Consider the following 16319-nt stretch of genomic DNA (forward strand, 5'->3'; position numbering starts at 1 on the left):
CCCCCCCCCCCCCCCCCCGCGGGGGGGGCCGCGGCCGTTGCGGTGCGAACCCTCGGGCCGGCTCCACCGTAGCCGTGCGGCGGGGCGCGCCGGCCGGGCCCCTCACCCGCTCGGGTGAACCCCGCCGGATCGGGCCGTCCGGGCCCCCGGCGGCTGCCATCGTGGCCGGCAGAGCGTCCCCACGAGCCCCCGGAGCGCGGATGAAGAACACCGGAACCGGTGTCCGTACCCTCACCACCCTGCTGTTCGCCGCCGCGCTGGCCGCGGCGGCCACCACCCCCGCCGCGGCCCGGACCGCGCTGCCCGACGCCACCGACGCGGCCTTCGCCGACGACTGCCTGCGCGCCCACAACGAGTACCGCGCCCGCCACGGCGTCCCGGCGCTGTCCCCCGACCCGGCCCTCCAGGACTACGCCAGGGCCCGGGCGGCCCGGCTCTCGACGTACGAGCGCCTCTCCGGCGGCCACGCCGGTCTCGACCCCGCGTACGGCGAGAACCGGTCCTGGTTCGCCTCCACCGCCCCCGACCGGGCCGGCTGCCGCCGGGCCGTCGACGCCTGGTACGCGCAGGCCGGGGACTACGACTACGACGCCCCCGGCTTCTCCGCCGCGACCGGCCTGTTCACCCAGGTGGTCTGGAAGTCCTCCACCCGCCTCGGCTGCGCCCGCGCCCACGGCCGCGGCGGCACCTGGTACGAGACGTACATCGTGTGCACCTACAGCCCGCCGGGCAACATCTCCTCCGAGTACGCGGAGAACGTCCCGCCCCCGCGCACCTGACCCGGGCGCGCCCCGGCGCCGGCCGTCGCCGGCCGGCCTCCGGAGTCCGGAGAATCGTGCCGATCATGAATAATCTCAGGCCGAAGCGTGAACCTATGCAAATTCCCAAGGTGAACTAAGTTACAAACCTTGAAATCGAAGTCATCCGGTTTGCCCACATGCTGAGATCCGTGCGATAGTCGACCTGTCCGACGGCGGACGTCACCAGCTGACGCGCCCCGTCGCGGCACGAGGAACTTCGGCCCGCCCGACCTGGCACGGCCGACGTCCATCGCGCGGCACGCACCCCCTTGGCCGGCGCGATGACTTGCAGGGGCCCCCAGCCACCGGACCACGGTGACACCGGGGGCCCCGCGTGTTTTCCCGGACCGGGTCACCGGCCCCGCCCCGACTCGACCCGACCGGACCGGACCCGCCGACCCGGGACCGGCCGCCGGCTCAGACCCGCTCGCGGACCTTCAGCTCGAACCAGACGCCCTTGCCGCGCGGCAGCAGGTCGGCGCCCCAGCGGTCCGCCAGGTCGTCGACCACCTGCAGCCCGCGCCCGCGCTCGTTGGCCGGCAGCGGCTCCGCCAGGATCATGCACGGAAGCGCCCGCGAGGAGTCCCGCACCTCCACCCGGACCCAGCCCGGCTTGCGCACCACGTGCAGTCCGATGGTCCGGCCGGCGGCGTGCCGCACGGCGTTGGCGACGAGCTCGCTGGTGAGTAACTCGCCGACCTCCAGGTGCTGGTGCAGGTCCCAGGTCTCCAGGGCCGCGAGCACCAGCCGGCGCGCCAGCGGCCCGGTCGACGGCCGGGAGGGCAGCCGCACCTCCCGCGGTGAGTCCCGGTCGCACAATCTCCCGACGTACAACTGCTCCAGCTCGTCGGAGCTGAGCCGCTCCAGGGCCGCGAGGACGTCCTGGAACGGTGCCCACGACGCGTCAGCGACCAAGCTGGATCCCGGAAGTGATGACTGATCTGTTTCGCCCCAACCCGCCATGCGCCCCATCATTGCGGAACGCAAGCGGCCGCGTACGGACAATGAGCAAACGATCACGGGGTGTTTCGGCATATGCCGCATGCCGCCCGAACCCGCGTTCGGCCAGGTCCGGGCCCTCACGCGTGGTGGCGGGTCACCAGGCGCTCCAGTCGAGGTTCCAGCCGCTGAGGCCGTTGTCCGGCGCGACCCGGCCGCGCGTGGAGTTCTGCACGCCGACGACGTCCCCGATCAGCGAGCCGTCGTAGAACGTGCCCGCCGAAGTGCCCGGGGCGCCGCCCTCGACGTCCTTCAGGCCCACGCAGCCGTGGCTGACGTTGGTCTTGCCGAAGGGCAGGGGGTCGGCCCAGTAGTTGCCGTGCACATAGGTGCCGGAGTCGGTGAGCCGCATGGAGTGCGGGGCCTGGAGGTCGTAGGGCTCGCCGGTCATCCCGGGCAGGGTGCTGGACCGCATCCGCACCACGCCCTCCTTCGACATGACGACCATGGTGCCGTTCCAGGTCGGGTGCTCGGGCGAGCCGGAGGTGATCTCGACGACCGAGCTCCGGCCGTCCTCGACCACCGTCATCAGGTGCGTCCTGGCGTCAACCGTCGAAATCCGGGATCGCCCGATAGTGAAGGGCTCGTCCCGGTCGACTCCCCCGTAGACCCCCGGGGCGATCTCCACGCTCTTCAGCCGGTACCGGACGGTGACCGTCGTCCCCGGCGTCCAGTACTTCTCGGGGCGGAAGTCCAGCCGGCGGTCGCCGAACCAGTGGCCCCTGACCACGGTGCCGTCGCTGGTCTCGAAGGTGATGCCCTTCGCCACCGCCTCCTTGTTCTTCACGTCCTTGTCGAAGGAGACCGAGACGATCATGCCGACGCCGTAGGTGGCGCCGTCCTGGACGTTGTCGCCCGCCTTGGCCTCGCGCTCGGGCGTGAGCGTGGTGAAGCTGCTGTCCGCCGAGGCGACCACGCCGCCGGCGTCCGCCGCCAGCGCGCTCACCTGGTAGGCGGTGCCGACCTGCAACGGGGCGGACGGCGTCCAGCTCGCGCCGTCGGCGGCGATGGTGCCCGCCACCTCCCGGCCGGCCCGGTCGCTCACCTTGACGGTGGTGAGCCTGCCGCCGGAGACCGCGACCTTGAGCGCGCCGTCCGGCGCGACGTCCACCGCGCCCGCCTTCGGCCGGATGTCCACCACCGCCTGCGACACCGCGGGCGCGGCGCTCGTGGCGGGCGCCGCCGGGGCCGTCGCGGACGGCGCCGACGGGGCCCCCGCGGCCCCGCCCGCGCCGAGCTCCGCCTTGGCCGCGGCCCCGCCCGCGCCGCCGTTCCCGCCGCCACCGCCACCGCAGGCGCTGGTCAGCACCAGCGCTCCCCCGACCAGACCGGCGGCCACCACCGTGCGTATCGACTTCACGTCGAGTCCCTCCCTCGTGTCGCGGTGTCCGACAGATACACGCGCCACCCGGCGAAAAGGTTGCGCCGTCCGGGGGACGCCCCGCCCGGAGAACGCGGACCGGCCCGGTCCCCGTGAGCGGGGACCGGGCCGGTGGGGCCCGACGGACGCGCCGACCCGCTACCAGTTCGCCCAGCCGATGTTCCAGCCGCTCAGGCCGTTGTCGGGGGAGACGGTCTTCTCCTTGGAGTTCTTGATGACGACGACGTCGCCGACCATCGAGTCGTTGAAGAACTTGCCCGCCACCGAGCTGTCGCTGCCGCCCTTCTCGTCCTGCATCGAGATGCAGCCGTGGCTGGCGTTGGTCTTGCCGAACGGGTTGGCCCAGTAGTTGCCGTGCACGAAGGTCCCGGAGGTGGTCAGCCGCATCGCGTGCGGCACGTCCGGGATGTCGTACTCGCCGCCGAGGCCGACGGTCTGCGAGTTCATCCGGGTGACCTTCTCCTTGGACATGACCACCATGGTCCCGTTCCAGGAGGGGTTCTTCTCGTCGCCGAGGGTCACCGGCACGGTGTGGCTCGCACCGTCCCTGGTCACCGTCATCTGGTGGGTGGCGGAGTCGGCCACCGAGACCTGGGAGCGGCCGATGGTGAACGGCTCGTCCTTGTCGATGTCGCCGTAGATGCCCGGGGCGACCTCGACGTTCTTCAGCCGGTACTTGATGGTGACCTTGGTGCCGGGCGCCCAGTACTTCTCGGGGCGGAAGTCCAGGCGCCTGGAGCCGAACCAGTGGCCCTTGACCGTCGTCCCGTTGTTGGTCTCGAAGGTGATGCCCTGGACGACGGCGTCCTTGTTCTTGATGTCCTTGTTGAAGACCACCGAGACGATCATGCCGACGCCGTAGGTGGCGTTGTCGGCGATGTTGTCGTTGGTGGAGACCTTCTTCGCGGGCGTCAGCGTGGTGAACGAGGTGGTGGACGCGGCCACCAGGCCCTCGGCGTCGGCGGCCTGGGCGTTCACCTTGTAGGCCATGCCGACGGCCAGGGCGGCGCTGGGCTTCCAGCCGCTGCCGTCCGCGGCGATGGCGCCCTCGACCGGCTTGCCCTCCTTGTCGGTCACCTCGACCGCGGTGAGCTTGCCGTTGGCCACCGAGACCTTGAGGGCACCGTCCGGAGCGACGTCCTGGGCGCCGTCCTTGGGCTCGACGGTGACCACGGCGGCCGAGGTCTTCGGCGTGGCCGCGGACTGGCCCGGTGCCGGGGTCCCGCTGCCGGTGTCTCCCCCGGCGGCGGCCCCCGCGGTCGCCGCGGTCGCCGCCGCGTCGCCGCCCGCGGTGTCCTTGTCGTCGCCGCCGTTGCAGGCCGCGGTGAGCAGCAGCACCCCGCCCATCGCCAACGCCACCGCGCTCTGACGCATGCGACGGCGGGTGACGGTGGTGCGTATCGCGGCGTCGGCCGCCCTAACCGGCTTCACGGTCTCTCCCCTCCCGGTGTTCATCCTGATGGACGCGCTGATCGCCCGGACGGGTTGCACCGGAGCGGCGGTCTTTCGCGCCGGGGTTCGGCGCGGCAAGCAGGATAGCGGGGCCGAACGGGTGAATCCTGGGGAGGCCGGTGGTGAACGGCGGTGGAGAACGTCCGCGGCCGGCCGTCGGGCACCGGCTCTCGCGGAACGGCCGTCGGGGAACGGCCGTCAGGGGGCCGTCGTCGCGGACGGGCTCGGGGCGGGGGTCGGGCTCGGGGTCGGGCCCGGGGTGGGGGTCGGCGTCGGGCTCGCGCCGGACCGCAGGGCGCTACCGGCCACCCACTGCGCCCAGGGCAGGTTCCATCCGTTCAGCCCGTTGTCCGGCGGCACCACGTCCCCCGTCGAGGCCTTCACCTCGAACACGTCCCCCGGGACGGTGTGCTCGAACAGCCAGCCCGCCGGGGTCTCGCCGCTCGTCGCGCCCTTGGCGTCGGGCAGGCCGATGCAGCCGTGGCTGGTGTTGGCGGTGCCGAACACCGACGGGTCGGCCCAGTAGTTGCCGTGCAGGAAGGTGCCCGAGCCGGTCAGCCGCATCGCGTGCGGCACGTCCTTGATGTCGTACTCGTCGCCCATCCCGACGGTCTGCGAGTTCATCCGGGTGACCTTGTACTTCTCGGACACCACGAGCACGCCCCGGTACGTCGGGTGCCTGGCGTCGCCGCCGGACACCTTGAGGGTGCTCACCGTCGCCCCGCCCCGCCCGGCCCGGACGGTGAGGGTGTGGGCGTCGAGGTCGACGGTGGAGACCTGGGCCCGGCCGACGGTGAACCGGACGTCCTTGCTCTGGGTGCCGAACGCGCCCGGCGCACCCTGCACGTCCTTGAGCCGCAGCGCGACCGACACCCTGGTACCCGGTTCCCAGTAGTCCCGGGGCCGGAAGTCCAGACGCCGGCCGCCGAACCAGTGCGCGGCCACCTCCACCGGGGGGTCGGCGGTCACCGCGATCGCGCGCTCCACCGCGGCCCGGTCGGTGATCGGGCGGCTGAACCGCAGCGAGACCGGCATGCCGACGCCGACCGTGGAACCGTCCTCGGGGGTGAAGAAGGCGACGAAGGTGTGCAGGGGGGCCATCGTCGAGAAGTCGGTGTGCTGGGCGGCCCGCAGGCCCTGGTCGTCCTCGGCGACGGCGTCCAGGGTGAACGCGGTGGCCGGCGGCAGCGGGCCGTCCGGGGTCCAGCCGGTGCCGTCGGCGAGGAGCGTGCCGGGGACCTCGGTGCCCCGGGTGTCGGCCAGCCGGACGGAGACCAGCCGGCCCTGGGCGACCGTCACCCGGACCGGGCCCTCGGGCGGCAGGTTCTGGGCGTCGTCGGCGGGCACCACGGTGATCGTCGCCCGGGAGGCCGGCGGCGGACCGGCCGGCCCGCTCGCCGCGGCGTCCCCGCTCGCGCCCTCCGGCACGCCGCCACCGATGGCGCACCCGGCCAGCACCGCCAGGCAGCAGCCCAGCGCCGCCAGCCGCCGTACCCACATCCGGGGCCTCCCGCCCTCTCCGTCCGACACCCCCCACAACGAGGCCGCTCCGCCCAGGACACGCCGCCCCCGCCCGCGGGGCGGCAGGCCTGCGGGGCCCGCTCCGCGGGTGGGGTTCCGGGGCGCCATCTGCCGGTAAGACGGTGTTCAGCCGCTTCCGTCCGGCGCGAACAGGGAATGAGAGACCGCACGGGGTCCGGGACACCCCGTCAGGGAGGGCACCGCCATGGCGTCAGGGCAGGAGTCGGCGACCGCCGTACGTGCGCAGCCCGGCGGCGCGGTGCCGTGGCCGGGAAGCCGGCGGCCGCTCGGCGCCCGCTTCCACCCCGGGCCGGACGGCCGCCCCGGCACCAACTTCGCGCTCTGGGCCGCCGGCGCCGAGGCCGTCGACCTCTGCCTGTTCGACGACGACGGCCACGAGACCCGTCTGCGCCTCGCCGAGCAGGACGCCCAGACCTGGCACGGCTTCGTCCCCGGCGTGCTCCCCGGCACCCGCTACGGCTACCGCGTGCACGGCCGCTGGGACCCGTGGACCGGCGCCCGGTGGAACCCGGCCAAGCTGCTGCTCGACCCCTACGCCCGCGCCGTCGACGGCGCCTACACCTCCCACGACGCCACCTGCGCCGCCGTCCGCGGCTGGCCCGAGGCGGACGTCGCCGACACCGTCCGGGACAACCGCGACTCGGCCCCGTACGTGCCCCGGTCCGTCGTCGTCCGGGACGACGACGACTGGTCCGACGACCACCGCCCCAAGACCCCCTGGGCCGAGACAGTCCTCTACGAGCTGCACGTGCGCGGTTTCACCCTCCGTCACCCCGGCGTCCCGCCCGCCCTGCGCGGCACCTACGCCGGTCTGGCCCACCCCGCCGCGGTCGCCCACCTCACCGGGCTCGGCGTCACCGCGGTCGAGCTGCTCCCCGTCCACCACCACGTCAGCGAGGACCACCTCCAGGCCCGCGGCCTGGTCAACTACTGGGGCTACAACACCGTCGGCTACTTCGCCCCGCACGCCGGTTACTCCTCCTCCGGCTCGCGCGGCGGCCAGGTCGGCGAGTTCAAGCGGATGGTCCGCGCGCTGCACGCCGCCGGCATCGAGGTGATCCTCGACGTCGTGTACAACCACACCGCCGAGGGCTCCGAGCTGGGCCCCTCGCTGTTCCTGCGCGGGATCGACAACGCCGGCCACTACCGCCTGCCGCCCAACCGCCCGCGCGGCTACGCCGACTACACCGGCTGCGGCAACACCCTGGACACCCGCCGCCCGCAGGTGATCCGGCTGATCACCGACTCGCTGCGCTACTGGGTGCACGAGATGGGCGTGGACGGCTTCCGCTTCGACCTCGCCACCGCCCTGGCCCGCGGCGACGGCGGCGACGTCACCATGGACCACCCGCTGCTCGCCGCCATCGCCCAGGACCCGCTGCTCAACCGGGTGAAGCTGATCGCCGAGCCCTGGGACGTCGGGCCGGGCGGCTACCGGGTGGGCGGCTTCCCGCCGCCGTGGGCGGAGTGGAACGACCGCTACCGCGACACCGTGCGCGACTTCTGGCGCGGCGCCCGCCCCGACGTCCGGGAGCTCGGCTACCGCCTCTCCGGCTCCTCCGACCTCTTCCAGCACGCCGGACGCCGCCCGTACGCCTCCGTCAACCACGTCACCGCGCACGACGGCTTCACCCTGCGCGACCTCGTCTCCTACGACCGCAAGCACAACGAGGCCAACGGCGAGGCCAACCGGGACGGCACCGACGACAACCGCTCCTGGAACCACGGCGCCGAGGGCGAGAGCGCCGGCCCCGCCGTCGCCGCCCTGCGCCGCCGCCAGCTGCGCAACCTCCTCGCCACCCTGCTGCTCTCCGCCGGCGTGCCGATGCTCACCGCCGGGGACGAGTTCGGCCGCACCCAGGGCGGCAACAACAACGCCTACTGCCAGGACAACGAGGTGAGCTGGCTGGACTGGTCGCTGCTGGACGACCCGGCCTGGCGCGACCTGCGCGCGTTCACCGCCGCCCTGGTCCGGCTCCGCCGCCGCCACCCGGTGCTCCGGCAGCGGGCGTTCTTCTCCGGCCGGGCCCCCGCACCGGGGGGCCGGCCCGATCTGGTCTGGTTCACCCCGCTTGGCCGGGACATGACCGAGACCGACTGGTTTACGCCGTCCGCATCGCTGGGCATGCTCCTGTCGGGAACCGCGATGTCCGAACGCGACGCGTACGGTCGTCCGGTGGTCGACGACAGCTTCCTGCTGCTCCTCAACGCGGGTGCGCGCCCCCTTCCGTTCGTCCTGCCGGGTGCCCCCTGGACGGCCGACGGAACCCGTTTCGAGGCGGTCGTGGACACCTCCGCCGAGGACGGCGCCGGCCCCACCGGTCTACACCTCCCGAGCGACACCGTGCTGCTCACCGGCCGCTCGCTGCGACTTTTCCGGGCGACACCCTGATCCGGCCGCGCACTTGGCCGGTAATCGACGGTGCGTTCGATATGCGGCTGAGCGATAGGGAGTATCCGGCCTATTCTCGCCACGATGGCCAAGAACCCAGTCCTTGACACAGCCACCGATTCCGTCGCAGTGCCCGGCACCGCGCCTCCCGCGCCCCGCCGTTCGACTGTGCGATCCCTCCTCCGGCTGTGGCCCTACGTCCGTCCGGTCCGCACGCGCCTGGCCGTCTCGGTGGCCGCCGCGCTGCTCGCCTCCCTCAGCACTCTGCTCGTCCCGATCGTCCTCGGCAGGATCGTCGACGGCCCGATCGCCGAGCACGACCTCGAAGCCCTCTGGCCCCTCGCGGCCCTCCTGCTCCTGCTCGGCCTCTCCGAAGCCGCCTTCTTCCACGCCCGCCGCGTCGTGCTGGCCCGGCCGCTGGCCGAGGTCGAGACCGCGATGCGCGGAGAGTTCTTCGGCAAGCTGCAACGCCTGCCGGTCTCCTTCCACGACCGTTGGGGCTCCGGCCAGTTACTCTCGCGGGCGATGTCCGATCTGCATGTCATGCGGACGTTCCTGTCGTTCCCGCTGATCTTCCTCGTCGTCAACACGCTGACCTTCCTGGCCGGCATCGCGCTGATGTTCACCCAGGACTGGCGGCTCGCCCTCATCACCCTCGGCCCCGCCCTCCCGCTCTTCCTGCTCACCCGCCGCTTCGAGTCCCGCTACTCCCTGGCCACCCGCCTGACGCAGGACCGCAACGGCGACCTCACCACCCTCGTCGAGGAGTCCGTCCTCGGCATCCGGATCCTCAAGGCCTTCGGCCGCCACCGCTCGATGGCCGAGCGGTTCCACGAGCAGTCCGCCGTGCTCCGCCGCACCGAGCTGGACAAGGCCGGCATGCTCGCCAACCTCTGGTCGATCGTCATCGGCCTGCCCGAACTCGCGCTCGGCTGCGCCCTCGCGGTCGGCGCCTACCTGGTCGCGCACGACGAGCTGAGCGCCGGCGCCCTCGTCGCCTTCCTCTCGACCGCGCTGACCGTGCGCTGGCCGATCGAGTCGCTCGGCTGGCTGATGGCCTACTCCAACGAGGCCGCCACGGCCACCGACCGCTTCTTCGAGGTGCTGGACGAGCCCGACGCCGAACCGGCCGAGCCCGTCCGCCCGACCCTGACCACGGTCCCGACCCCCCGGACCGCCCCGAAGACCGTCACCACCCCCGACGGCATCCGGTTCACCGGCGTCCGCTTCCGCTACCCCGACGCCCCCGCGGGCACCCCCGACCTGCTCCGCGGAGTGGACCTGCACATCCGCAGCGGCGAGACGATGGCCCTGGTCGGCGCCACCGGCAGCGGCAAGACCACGCTGACCGCCCTGCTCCCCCGCCTCTACGAGGCCACCGCCGGCACCATCACCCTGGACGGCCGGGACATCCGCGAGCTGGACCGCTCGCGACTGCGCGAACTGGTCGCGGTCGCCTTCGAGGACCCCATCCTGTTCTCCGCCACCATCCGCGAGAACGTGCTGATGGGCACCCCGGACGCGGGCGACGACCGGATGCGCGCCGCCCTCGACACCGCCCAGGCCGGATTCGTCGACCAGCTGCCCGGGGGTGTGGACACCCCGGTCGGCGAGCAGGGCCAGGGGCTCTCCGGCGGCCAGCGCCAGCGCCTCGCACTGGCCCGCGCCGTGGTCGGCGACCCCGCCTTCCTGGTGCTCGACGACCCGCTCTCCGCGCTGGACGTGCACACCGAGGCGCTGGTCGAGCGCGCCCTGCGCCGGGTCCTCGCCTCCACCACCGCCCTGGTGATCGCCCACCGCCCGAGCACCGTGCTGCTCGCCGACCGGGTCGCCGTCCTCGCCGACGGCCGGATCGAGACGGTCGGCACCCACCAGGAACTGCTGCAGAGCTCTGCGCGCTACCGCGCACTCATGTCGGGCGAGGCCACCCTCGCCCCCGAGGGGAGCACCGCCCGATGACCACCGCCTGCGAGCCCGTCGACACCCGGACGAAGGACGTCCGCACGCAACCGGCCGGTCTGTCCGAGGACGAGCTGCCGCCCCCGCCGGCCGACGAGGAGGACATCCCCGTCCCGTCCGGCGCACCCGGCGCCCTGCTGCGCTCGCTGCTCGGCCCGCGCCGCGGCCGGATCGCCGCCGCGATGACGGTGATCCTGCTCCAGCAGGCCGCCCTGCAGTCCGGACCGCTACTGGTCGCCCTCGCGATGGACCGCGGCATCCCGGCGCTGCGCGACCACGACGCCGGCCCGCTGATCGCGGTGGTCGTCGCCTACCTGGGCTGCGCGCTGCTCGGCACGCTGTTCCAGTGGACGTTCATCAGGATCAGCGCCCGGGTCAACCAGGACGTCCTGATGGACCTGCGCGGCCGGATCTTCCGGCACACCCAGCGGCTCAGCCTGGACTTCCACGAGCGCTACACCTCGGGCCGGATCATCTCGCGCGCCACCAGCGACGTGGAGGCGCTGCGCGAACTGCTCTCCGAAGGGCTCCAGGAGCTGCTGACGGTCTCCCTGTCGGTCTGCTCCATCTCGGTGATCCTGCTGGTGCTGGACTGGCAGCTCGGCCTGGCCGCGCTGCTCGCCTTCCTGCCGCTGTGGGTGATCACCCAGTCGTTCCGGCGCCGGTCCCGCCTGGTCTACCGGCGCTCGCGCACCGCGGCGGCGTCGCTGATCGTCCGCTTCACCGAGACCATGAACGGCATCCGCCCGGTGAAGGCGTTCCGCCGCGAGCGGGCCAACGACGCCGCGTTCGACGTGGTGAACCGGCAGTCGGCCGACGCGACCGCGGACAGCCTGCTGGAGGTCGCCCGGTACGGGGGCCTGTCCCGGATGACCGCCAACATCTGGACCACCGGCGTGGTGCTGCTCGGGGCCTACCTGGTCACCGACGGCTCGACCGAGCTGGGCGTGCTGACCGCCTTCGTGCTCTACCTGCACCGGCTGTTCGAGCCGATCGACCAGCTGGCGATGTTCCTGAACAGCTACCAGTCGGCCGCCGCCGCGCTGGAGAAGATCGCCGGCCTGCTCGCCCACGAACCCACCGTGGCCGAGCCGGCGGAGCCCCGCGAGCTGCCGGCCTCGGCCGTCAAGGGCCGCGAGGTGCACTTCGAGAAGACCAGCTTCGCCTACCGCACCGGCAAGGAGGTGCTGCCGACGTTCGACCTGCTGCTGCCGGCCGGGCAGACCGTCGCCGTGGTCGGTGCGACCGGCGCCGGCAAGTCCACGGTGGCCAAGCTGCTCGCCCGGTTCTACGACCCGACCGAGGGCCGGATCACCCTGGACGGGGTGGACCTGCGCGACCTGGCCGGACCGGAGCTGCGGCGCGGGGTGGCGATGGTGACCCAGGAGTCCTTCCTGTTCTCCGGCACGGTCGCCGAGAACATCGGCATCGGGCGGCCGGACGCCACCCGCGCCGAGGTCGAGGAGGCCGCCCGGGCGATCGGCGCACACGCCTTCATCGCCGAGCTGCCGGACGGCTACGACACCGACGTGCGCAAGCGCGGCGGGCGGATCTCGGCGGGCCAGCGGCAGCTGGTCGCCTTCGCCCGCGCGCTGCTCGCCGACCCGGCGGTGCTGATCCTGGACGAGGCCACCAGCTCGCTGGACGTGCCCGGTGAGCGGGCCGTGCAGCAGGCGATGCGGACGGTGCTGGCCGGACGGACGGCCGTGATCATCGCCCACCGGCTGTCCACCGTGGAGATCGCGGACCGGGTGCTGGTGATGGACCAGGGCCGGATCGTCGAGGACGGCACCCCGCGCGAGCTGATCGACGGGGCCGGACGCTTCGCCCAGCTGCACCAGGCCTGGCGGGACAGCCTGGTCTGACCCCGACACACCCCATGTAAGAGACCCTAGGCCCTTTCGTCCATTACCGAAAGGGCCTAGGGTCGTTCCCGGGGCGGACCGCCCCCCGGCCCACGAGAGGAGCGACCATGGTCGACCGTCACCACTGGGAGCAGTGGCAGCGCAGCTGGGACCGCCAGCAGGAGTGGTACCTGCCCGACCGCGAGGAACGGTTCCGGGTGATGCTCGACGTCGTCGAGGCGGTGACCGGGCCCGCGCCGCGCGTCCTCGACCTCGCCTGCGGCACCGCCAGCATCACCGAGCGCCTGCTCGCCCGGCTGCCCGGCGCCACCGCCGTCGGCGTGGACCAGGACCCGGCGCTGATGACCATCGCCCGCGGCGTCCTCGGCGACGACGAGCGGTTCACCCTGGTCACCGCCGACCTGAAGGACCCGCGGTGGGCCGACGCCCTGCCGCCCGGCCCGTTCGACGCGGTGGTGACCGCCACCGCGCTGCACTGGCTGCCCGGCACGGCCCTGGTCCGGCTCTTCGGCGACCTGGCCGGCCTGGTCCGCCCCGGCGGGGTGTTCCTCAACGCCGACCACATGCCCGACCCGGCCGTCCCGCTGCTCAACGCCGCCGAACGCGCCCTGCGGCACGGCCGGCAGGAGCGCGAGAAGGCCGAGGGCGTCCTGGACTGGGAGAGCTGGTGGCTCGCCGCCGCGGCCGACCCGCTGCTCGCCGAGCAGGTGGCCGTCCGCAACCGGATGTACGGCTCGCACGGCGACGGCGAGTCGCACCCGGCCGGCTGGCACGTCGAGCGGCTGCGGGAGGCCGGCTTCGCCGAGGCCGGGGTGGCCTGGCGCTCGGTCACCGACGCCCTGGTGGCCGCCGTCCGCTGAACACGTGCGGGAGGGGCGCCGGCCCGCGCCGGCCCCCTCCCGCACTCCGCTCAGCGCAGCAGCCCGGCGTCCATCCCCGCCACCTCGGCCGGGAGCGCCACCAGGCCCAGCTCGGCGGGCGAGGCCAGCCGGGGATGGGCCGGCAGCACCCGGACGGTGTAGCCGAACGGTCCGGTGCGGCCGAGCTCCAGGGAGCCCTCGTACCTGGTCCGCCCGTCGAGGTCGGGCCCGCCGACCGGCTTGAGCGCGAGCACGCCGGCGTCGGAGATCCGGTCCGACTCGTCGACCCGGCCGGAGACCACCTGCACCTCGACGTCGGCCGGCTCCAGGGGGCCGAGCGCCACCTGCACCCGCAGCGCCAGCGCGCTGCCCAGCTCCTGCGCCTCGTCCGGACAGTCCGCCTCGACGTGCTCCACCCGGACGACCGGCCAGGCCTCGCGCACCCGGGCCTTCCACGCGGCCAGCTCGTGGGCGGCCCGGAAGGCGCCCGTCCCCGCCAGCTCGCGTTGGGCCAGCGCGGCCGGGGCGTAGAGCCGTTCGACGTACTCGCGGACCATCCGCCCGGCCAGCACCTTGGGCCCGAGGGTGACCAGGGTGTGCCGGACCATCGCGATCCACCGGTGGGGCAGGCCGTCCGAGCCCCGGTCGTAGAACCGGGTGGCCACCTGGTCCTCGATCAGGTCGTAGAGCGCGGCCGCCTCGATGTCGTCGCGCCGCTCGGCCTCCCGGCTGTCCGGGTCGAGCACGCCCTCGCCGGTGTCGGCGGTGGGGATCGCCCAGCCGTTCTGGCCGTCGAACCACTCGTCCCACCAGCCGTCCAGCACCGACAGGTTCAGGCAGCCGTTCAGGGCGGCCTTCATGCCGGAGGTGCCGCAGGCCTCCAGCGGGCGCAGCGGGTTGTTCAGCCAGACGTCGCAGCCCGGGTAGAGGTGCTGGGCCATCGCCATGTCGTAGTCCGGCAGGAAGACGATCCGGTGCCGGACGGCCGGGTCGTCGGCGAAGGCGACCATCTGCTGGATCAGCCGCTTGCCGCCGTCGTCGGCCGGGTGGGCCTTGCCGGCGACCACGATCTGCACCGGCCGGGTCGGGTGCAGCAGCAGGGCGCGCAGCCGCTGCTGGTCGCGGAGCATCAGGGTGAGCCGCTTGTAGGACGGCACCCGGCGGGCGAAGCCGATGGTGAGCACGTCCGGGTCGAGCACCGAGGAGACCCAGCCGAGTTCGGCCTCGCCGGCGCCGCGCTGGCGCCAGGAGGCGCGCAGCCGGTCGCGGACCTCGTCGACCAGCTGGGCGCGCAGGGTGCGGCGCAGGTCCCAGACCTCGCTGTTGCCGATCCTCTCCAGCCCCGTCCAGCGCTGGGTCCCGCCGGTGGTCATGGCCTCCTCGGCGCGGTCGGCGCCGAGCTCGGCGGCGCCGAGCCGCACCACGGCCGGGTCGATCCAGGTGGCGGCGTGCACGCCGTTGGTGACCGAGGTGATCGGGACGTCGGCGGCGTCGAAGCCCGGCCAGAGGCCGTTGAACATCGAGCGGCTGACCTCGCCGTGCAGGGTGGAGACGCCGTTGGCGCGCTGGGCGAGCCGCAGGCCCATCGCGGCCATGTTGAACAGCTTGGGGTCGCCGCCGCGCCAGGTCTCGGCGCCGAGCGCGAGCACCTGGTCGACCGGGACGCCGGGCAGCGCGGTGTCGCCGCCGAAGTGCCGGGCGACCAGCTCCCGGTCGAACCGGTCGATGCCGGCCGGGACGGGCGTGTGGGTGGTGAACAGGGTGCCGGCCCGGACCGCCTCCAGGGCGGCGGGGAAGTCGAGGCCGGCGTCCGCGACCAGTTCGCGGATCCGCTCGACGCCGAGGAAGCCGGCGTGGCCCTCGTTGGTGTGGAAGACCTCGGGGGCGGGGTGGCCGGTGAGCCGCTGGTAGGCGCGCACCGCCCGGACGCCGCCGATGCCGAGCAGCATCTCCTGGAGCAGCCGGTGCTCGCTGCCGCCGCCGTAGAGGCGGTCGGTGACGTCGCGCTCGGCCGGCGAGTTGGCCTCGATGCCGGAGTCGAGCAGCAGCAGCGGGACGCGCCCGACCTGGGCCTTCCAGATGTGCGCGGCGAGGGTGCGTCCGCCGGGCAGGGCGAGGTCGACCCGGCTGGGGGTGCCGTCACCCTCGCGGAGCAGGGTGACGGCGAGCTCGTCCGGGTCCAGCAGGGGGTAGCGCTCCTGCTGCCAGCCGTCCCGGTCGAGGGACTGCCGGAAGTAGCCGTGCCGGTAGAAGAGGCCGACGCCGATGACCGGGACGCCGAGGTCGCTGGCGGCCTTGAGGTGGTCGCCGGCCAGGATGCCGAGGCCCCCGGAGTACTGGGGCAGCGCGGCGGCGATGCCGTACTCGGGCGAGAAGTAGGCGATGGCGGCGGGCAGCGGGGCGGCGGCCTGCTGCCCGGCGCCCTGGTACCAGCGCGGGCCGGCCAGGTACTCCCGCAGGTCGTCGGCGAGGTCGCCGAGCCGGCGCAGGAAGCGGCGGTCGGCGGCGAGCGCGGCGAGCCGGGCGGCGGGGACCTCCCCGAGCAGCCGCACCGGGTCCTCGCCCGTCGCGGCCCAGACGTCCGGGTCCACGGACCGGAAGAGGTCCCGGGTCTCGGGGTGCCAGGACCAGCGCAGGTTGAGGGCCAGCTCGTGCAACGGCTGGAGTTGTTCGGGCAGGACGGTGCGGACGGTGAATCTGCGGATTGCCTTCACGGCGTGAAGCGTAGCCTCGGCGGATGGCATGATGGTGCGTCAGTTGGGCTATTCGGCATCCGTTCGGCCTATTGATGAGATCGCATTCGGCGCATTGGTCTGCACGGGGGGCGCGCGAGGCGCACTTTACGCAGGGCCGCGCCACCAATACGTGAACACCGCGGAACCGCTCCATTTCCGCCGGCGGACCCGCGCCCGATCGTCTCTGGAACTCCTGCCGTACCGCTGCGGGATCGGGGTCACCAGTGCGAGGATGAAGCACGGTCGTCGATGCTGCGGGGTGTGCGGAGACGGGTGGCGTTCCCCCGCGAAGCAGCACGTCCGAAACCTTTTCGCATTGACCGTTCCTCATCCT

The 16319-nt window shown here is 73.5% G+C and carries 10 protein-coding genes; 5 read left to right on the forward strand and 5 right to left on the reverse strand.

The genetic code is table 11. The features are described from left to right. The first annotated feature begins 200 nt into the window (after positions 1 to 200). Positions 201 to 779 (forward strand): CAP family protein, encoded by a 579-nt coding sequence (locus ACFXAM_RS00215; RefSeq protein WP_380286673.1) that lies wholly within the window; start codon positions 201 to 203, stop codon positions 777 to 779. A gap of 438 nt (positions 780 to 1217) precedes the next feature. On the opposite strand, the gene ACFXAM_RS00220 is transcribed toward ACFXAM_RS00215, so the two are convergent. From ACFXAM_RS00220 to ACFXAM_RS00235, 4 genes are all read right to left on the reverse strand, one after another. Beyond that, the gene (locus tag ACFXAM_RS00220) at positions 1218 to 1715 is read right to left on the reverse strand and encodes an ATP-binding protein (RefSeq protein WP_380286674.1); all 498 of its coding nucleotides are present in this window, start codon (positions 1713 to 1715) and stop codon (positions 1218 to 1220) included. A gap of 181 nt (positions 1716 to 1896) precedes the next feature. Next, complete coding sequence (locus ACFXAM_RS00225; RefSeq protein ID WP_380286675.1) at positions 1897 to 3159, reverse strand: Ig-like domain-containing protein; 1263 nt, start codon at positions 3157 to 3159, stop codon at positions 1897 to 1899. 159 nt (positions 3160 to 3318) lie between these two features. Beyond that, the gene (locus tag ACFXAM_RS00230; RefSeq protein WP_380286768.1) at positions 3319 to 4527 is read right to left on the reverse strand and encodes an Ig-like domain-containing protein; all 1209 of its coding nucleotides are present in this window, start codon (positions 4525 to 4527) and stop codon (positions 3319 to 3321) included. A gap of 303 nt (positions 4528 to 4830) precedes the next feature. After that, positions 4831 to 6132 carry an Ig-like domain-containing protein gene (locus ACFXAM_RS00235; protein ID WP_380286676.1) on the reverse strand — a complete coding sequence of 434 codons (1302 nt, stop codon included), beginning with the start codon at positions 6130 to 6132 and terminating at the stop codon, positions 4831 to 4833. A 226-nt stretch (positions 6133 to 6358) separates the two neighbouring features. On the opposite strand from ACFXAM_RS00235, the gene glgX reads away from it, so the two are divergent. The 4 genes from glgX (at position 6359) to ACFXAM_RS00255 (ending at position 13250) form a co-directional block, all read left to right on the forward strand. Further along, positions 6359 to 8566, forward strand: coding sequence for a glycogen debranching protein GlgX (glgX, locus tag ACFXAM_RS00240; RefSeq protein ID WP_380286677.1), 2208 nt, complete (start codon positions 6359 to 6361; stop codon positions 8564 to 8566). 84 nt (positions 8567 to 8650) lie between these two features. After that, a complete protein-coding gene (locus tag ACFXAM_RS00245) occupies positions 8651 to 10525 on the forward strand; it encodes an ABC transporter ATP-binding protein (RefSeq protein ID WP_380286678.1) in 1875 nt (624 codons plus the stop codon). Further along, on the forward strand, positions 10522 to 12390 hold the full coding sequence (locus ACFXAM_RS00250) for an ABC transporter ATP-binding protein (RefSeq protein ID WP_380286679.1): 1869 nt from the start codon (positions 10522 to 10524) through the stop codon (positions 12388 to 12390). The genes ACFXAM_RS00245 and ACFXAM_RS00250 overlap by 4 nt, the downstream gene beginning before the upstream one ends. Positions 12391 to 12497: 107 nt before the next feature. Then, positions 12498 to 13250 carry a class I SAM-dependent methyltransferase gene (locus ACFXAM_RS00255; protein WP_380286680.1) on the forward strand — a complete coding sequence of 251 codons (753 nt, stop codon included), beginning with the start codon at positions 12498 to 12500 and terminating at the stop codon, positions 13248 to 13250. A gap of 50 nt (positions 13251 to 13300) precedes the next feature. On the opposite strand, the gene glgP is transcribed toward ACFXAM_RS00255, so the two are convergent. Next, complete coding sequence (gene glgP, locus ACFXAM_RS00260) at positions 13301 to 15964, reverse strand: alpha-glucan family phosphorylase (protein WP_380286681.1); 2664 nt, start codon at positions 15962 to 15964, stop codon at positions 13301 to 13303. Positions 15965 to 16319 lie beyond the last annotated feature (355 nt).

Source organism: Kitasatospora sp. NPDC059462 (assembly GCF_042749955.1).
Classification (GTDB): domain Bacteria; phylum Actinomycetota; class Actinomycetes; order Streptomycetales; family Streptomycetaceae; genus Kitasatospora.

What these genes read in the sequence shown, in the direction of transcription:
- glgX (WP_380286677.1), top strand. Translation starts at nt 6,359, where the DNA reads ATGGCGTCAGGGCAGGAGTCGGCGACCGCCGTACGTGCGCAGCCCGGC.
- ACFXAM_RS00255 (WP_380286680.1), top strand. Translation starts at nt 12,498, where the DNA reads ATGGTCGACCGTCACCACTGGGAGCAGTGGCAGCGCAGCTGGGACCGC.
- ACFXAM_RS00230 (WP_380286768.1), bottom strand. Translation starts at nt 4,527, where the DNA reads ATGGGCGGGGTGCTGCTGCTCACCGCGGCCTGCAACGGCGGCGACGAC.
- ACFXAM_RS00245 (WP_380286678.1), top strand. Translation starts at nt 8,651, where the DNA reads ATGGCCAAGAACCCAGTCCTTGACACAGCCACCGATTCCGTCGCAGTG.
- ACFXAM_RS00250 (WP_380286679.1), top strand. Translation starts at nt 10,522, where the DNA reads ATGACCACCGCCTGCGAGCCCGTCGACACCCGGACGAAGGACGTCCGC.
- ACFXAM_RS00235 (WP_380286676.1), bottom strand. Translation starts at nt 6,132, where the DNA reads ATGTGGGTACGGCGGCTGGCGGCGCTGGGCTGCTGCCTGGCGGTGCTG.
- ACFXAM_RS00215 (WP_380286673.1), top strand. Translation starts at nt 201, where the DNA reads ATGAAGAACACCGGAACCGGTGTCCGTACCCTCACCACCCTGCTGTTC.